The organism is uncultured Roseicyclus sp., assembly GCF_937892565.1.
Classification (GTDB): domain Bacteria; phylum Pseudomonadota; class Alphaproteobacteria; order Rhodobacterales; family Rhodobacteraceae; genus Roseicyclus.
Map to the genome: position 1 here is coordinate 1 of NZ_CALAHQ010000047.1, position 3,236 is coordinate 3,236.

A 3,236-nucleotide genomic window follows, 5' to 3' on the forward strand; every position below is an offset into this window, starting at 1 on the left:
CGCATGGCGCGGATCCTCCAGCTTGATCGACCGCGCGCCGGGGGGCACCTGCACATAGGTGGTGCCGGAAATCACCGAATGGGGGTGGATGTGGCTGGTGTGGATGCCGCCTTCGGGCAAGATGTTGATCCAGATGTCTTCCAGCACCAGTTTGCGGTTCTCGAGATCGAATTCCAGGTCGACGGCAAAGGCCGCCACATGGGCATCGAGCGCCTTGACGAGCGTCTTGAACACCGGAAAGCGCCACGGCAGATCGGTCAAGGACGCATAGGATGTATAGCCGGGAAAGCCGTTTTCCTCGCACCAATCCTGTCCGGCTTCATCATCCTCGGCGATGGAAAAGCACGAGGCGACCAGTTCGTCATGGTCGACCGCAGGGCCAAGCTCGGGCAGTTTGCCGTGATAGAGCCGGGTGACAAACAGGGATTTGATCTGGGGCATGGGCGTGTTCCTTTGATGTTGCGACAGGGTGTGCCCTTGGGCGCTTCGCCGCGCAACGGCAAAACAAAAGCCCCCGGGGGTGCCGGGGGCTTTTGCGTTTCGGGTGGGGCGGGGTGCGGCCCGCGTGGTCGCAGGCAAACACGCGCCACCGCACCGATCAGAACACGCCGTGTGGCGTTTTCGACCTTACCAATCTTCGCGAACGACCGTGCGCGTCTTGATCGGAAGCTTCATCGACGCAAGGCGCAGAGCCTCACGCGCGATTTCTTCGGACACGCCATCGACCTCGAACATGATGCGGCCGGGCTTGACCTTGCAGGCCCAGTAATCGACCGAACCCTTGCCCTTGCCCATCCGAACCTCGACGGGCTTGGATGTCACGGGGGTATCGGGGAAAATCCGGATCCAGACGCGGCCCTGACGCTTCATGTGACGGGTCAGAGCGCGGCGAGCCGCCTCGATCTGACGTGCCGTCACGCGCTCGGGCTGGAGCGCCTTGAGGCCAAAGGTGCCAAAGTTCAGGTCAGACCCGCCCTTGGCATCGCCGCTGATGCGGCCCTTGTGCATCTTGCGGAATTTTGTGCGCTTTGGTTGCAGCATCTCAATTCACTCCTCAACGGTCGCGACGTGGGCGCGGTGCCCCGCCGTCCTGGATCTCCTGCATGCGACGGTCACGGGCACTGGGATCGTGCTCCATGATTTCGCCTTTGAAGATCCAGACCTTGATGCCGATGATCCCGTAGGGGGTCATGGCCTCACCCAGCGCATAATCGATATCGGCGCGCAGCGTGTGCAGCGGCACGCGGCCTTCGCGATACCATTCCGTCCGCGCGATCTCGGCACCGCCAAGACGGCCCGCGACGTTCACACGGATGCCCAGCGCACCCATGCGCATGGCGTTCTGCACGGCCCGCTTCATCGCACGACGGAACGACACGCGGCGCTCAAGCTGCTGGGCGATCGATTCGGCCACCAGTTGCGCGTCCAGTTCCGGCTTGCGCACCTCGACGATGTTGAGGTGCAGCTCCGACGCGGTCAGCGCGGCAAGCTTTTTGCGCAGGGTTTCGATATCTGCGCCTTTCTTGCCGATGATCACGCCGGGGCGTGCGGTGTGGATCGTCACCCGGCACTTGCGGTGCGGGCGTTCGATGATCACACGGCTGACGCCGGACTGCTTGCATTCCTCGGCCACGAAGTCGCGGATCTTGAGATCCTCGAGCAACAGTTTGCCGTATTCCTTGGTGTCGGCATACCAGCGGCTATCCCAGGTGCGATTGACCTGAAGGCGCATGCCGATCGGATTGACCTTGTGTCCCATTACGCAGTCTCCTCGACCTGGCGGACCTTGATGGTCAGCTCACTGAAGGGCTTGTGGATTTTGCCGAAACGGCCACGCGCCCGCGGGCGGCCGCGCTTCATCACAAGGTTCTTGCCGACCCAGGCCTCGGCGACGACAAGACCGTCGACGTCCAGACCATGGTTGTTTTCGGCATTGGCGATGGCGGACTGAAGACATTTCTTCACGTCAAGCGCGATGCGCTTTTTCGAGAAGGTCAGATCGGTCAGCGCGCGTTCCACCTTTTTGCCGCGGATCATGGCCGCGACGAGGTTGAGCTTCTGCGGGCTGGTCTTGAGCATGCGCAGCTTGGCCATCGCCTCGTTGTCCGCCACGCGGCGGGGATTTGTATCCTTGCCCATGGCTTACTTCCTCTTGGCTTTTTTGTCAGCCGCGTGACCATGATAGGTGCGCGTCGGCGAATATTCCCCGAATTTCTGGCCGATCATATCCTCGGTCACGTTGACCGGAATATGTTTCTGACCATTGTAGACCCCAAAGGTGAGGCCCACGAACTGGGGCAGGATGGTGGAGCGGCGCGACCAGATCTTGATGACCTCGCTGCGGCCGGATTCCCGGGATTTCTCGGCCTTCTTGAGGACGTGCGCGTCGACAAAAGGCCCCTTCCAGACAGAACGCGACATCTGTTAGCGCCCCTTCTTCTTGGCGTGGCGCGAGCGGATGATAAGCTTCTGGCTCGCCTTGTTCCGGTTACGGGTCTTGCGGCCCTTTGTATCCTTGCCCCAGGGCGTAACCGGCGTACGGCCACCCGAGGTCCGGCCTTCGCCACCACCATGGGGGTGGTCGATCGGGTTCATCGCAACACCGCGGACCGACGGACGCTTGCCCATGTGGCGCACGCGACCGGCCTTGCCGAGGTTCTGGTTCGAATTGTCCGGGTTCGACACGGCGCCGACGGTGGCCATGCATTCCTGCCGCACCAGACGCAACTCGCCCGACGACAGGCGCAGCTGCGCATATCCGCCGTCACGACCCACAAACTGGGCATAGGTGCCGGCCGCGCGGGCCAGTTGGCCACCCTTGCCGGCCTTGAGCTCGATGTTGTGCACGATCGTGCCGATCGGCATGCCCGAAAACGGCATGGCGTTGCCCGGCTTGATGTCGACCTTGACACCGGCGACAACCTTGTCGCCCACGCCCAGACGCTGGGGGGCAAGGATATAGGCCTGTTCGCCATCCTCGTAGCGCACCAGCGCGATAAAGGCGGTGCGGTTGGGATCATATTCGATCCGCTCGACCGTGGCCGAAATGTCGAATTTGGTGCGCTTGAAATCGACGATGCGATACAGACGCTTTGCGCCACCACCACGCCGGCGTGCGGTGATCCGTCCGGTATTGTTCCGGCCGCCATTACCCGTCAAACCCTCGGTGAGGGCCTTTACGGGGCGACCTTTCCAAAGCTCCGAACGGTCGATCAGCACCAGCCCGCGCTGGCCCG

6 protein-coding genes are annotated in these 3,236 nt (G+C 62.4%); all 6 read right to left on the bottom strand.

From position 1 onward, the window contains the following. On the bottom strand, positions 1-441 hold a 441-nt coding region (locus Q0094_RS06590), incomplete at its 3' end, for a TIGR02466 family protein (RefSeq protein WP_297616675.1). A 186-nt stretch (positions 442-627) separates the two neighbouring features. Beyond that, the gene (gene rplP / locus Q0094_RS06595; RefSeq protein WP_297616677.1) at positions 628-1,041 is read right to left on the bottom strand and encodes a 50S ribosomal protein L16; all 414 of its coding nucleotides are present in this window, start codon (positions 1,039-1,041) and stop codon (positions 628-630) included. Between the two features lie 13 nt (positions 1,042-1,054). Further along, a complete protein-coding gene (gene rpsC / locus Q0094_RS06600; RefSeq protein WP_297616679.1) occupies positions 1,055-1,759 on the bottom strand; it encodes a 30S ribosomal protein S3 in 705 nt (234 codons plus the stop codon). After that, positions 1,759-2,139, bottom strand: a complete 381-nt coding sequence (rplV, locus tag Q0094_RS06605; protein ID WP_297616682.1) for a 50S ribosomal protein L22 — start codon at positions 2,137-2,139, stop codon at positions 1,759-1,761. The genes rpsC and rplV overlap by 1 nt, the downstream gene beginning before the upstream one ends. 3 nt (positions 2,140-2,142) lie before the next feature. Then, complete coding sequence (gene rpsS / locus Q0094_RS06610) at positions 2,143-2,421, bottom strand: 30S ribosomal protein S19 (RefSeq protein ID WP_297616685.1); 279 nt, start codon at positions 2,419-2,421, stop codon at positions 2,143-2,145. 3 nt (positions 2,422-2,424) lie between these two features. Continuing rightward, positions 2,425-3,236: 50S ribosomal protein L2 (rplB, locus tag Q0094_RS06615; RefSeq protein WP_297616688.1), on the bottom strand; the 812-nt coding region annotated here is incomplete at its 5' end.

Coding starts and splice junctions, on each gene's coding strand:
- rplP (WP_297616677.1), bottom strand. CDS start 1,041: ATGCTGCAACCAAAGCGCACAAAATTCCGCAAGATGCACAAGGGCCGC.
- rpsC (WP_297616679.1), bottom strand. CDS start 1,759: ATGGGACACAAGGTCAATCCGATCGGCATGCGCCTTCAGGTCAATCGC.
- rplV (WP_297616682.1), bottom strand. CDS start 2,139: ATGGGCAAGGATACAAATCCCCGCCGCGTGGCGGACAACGAGGCGATG.
- rpsS (WP_297616685.1), bottom strand. CDS start 2,421: ATGTCGCGTTCTGTCTGGAAGGGGCCTTTTGTCGACGCGCACGTCCTC.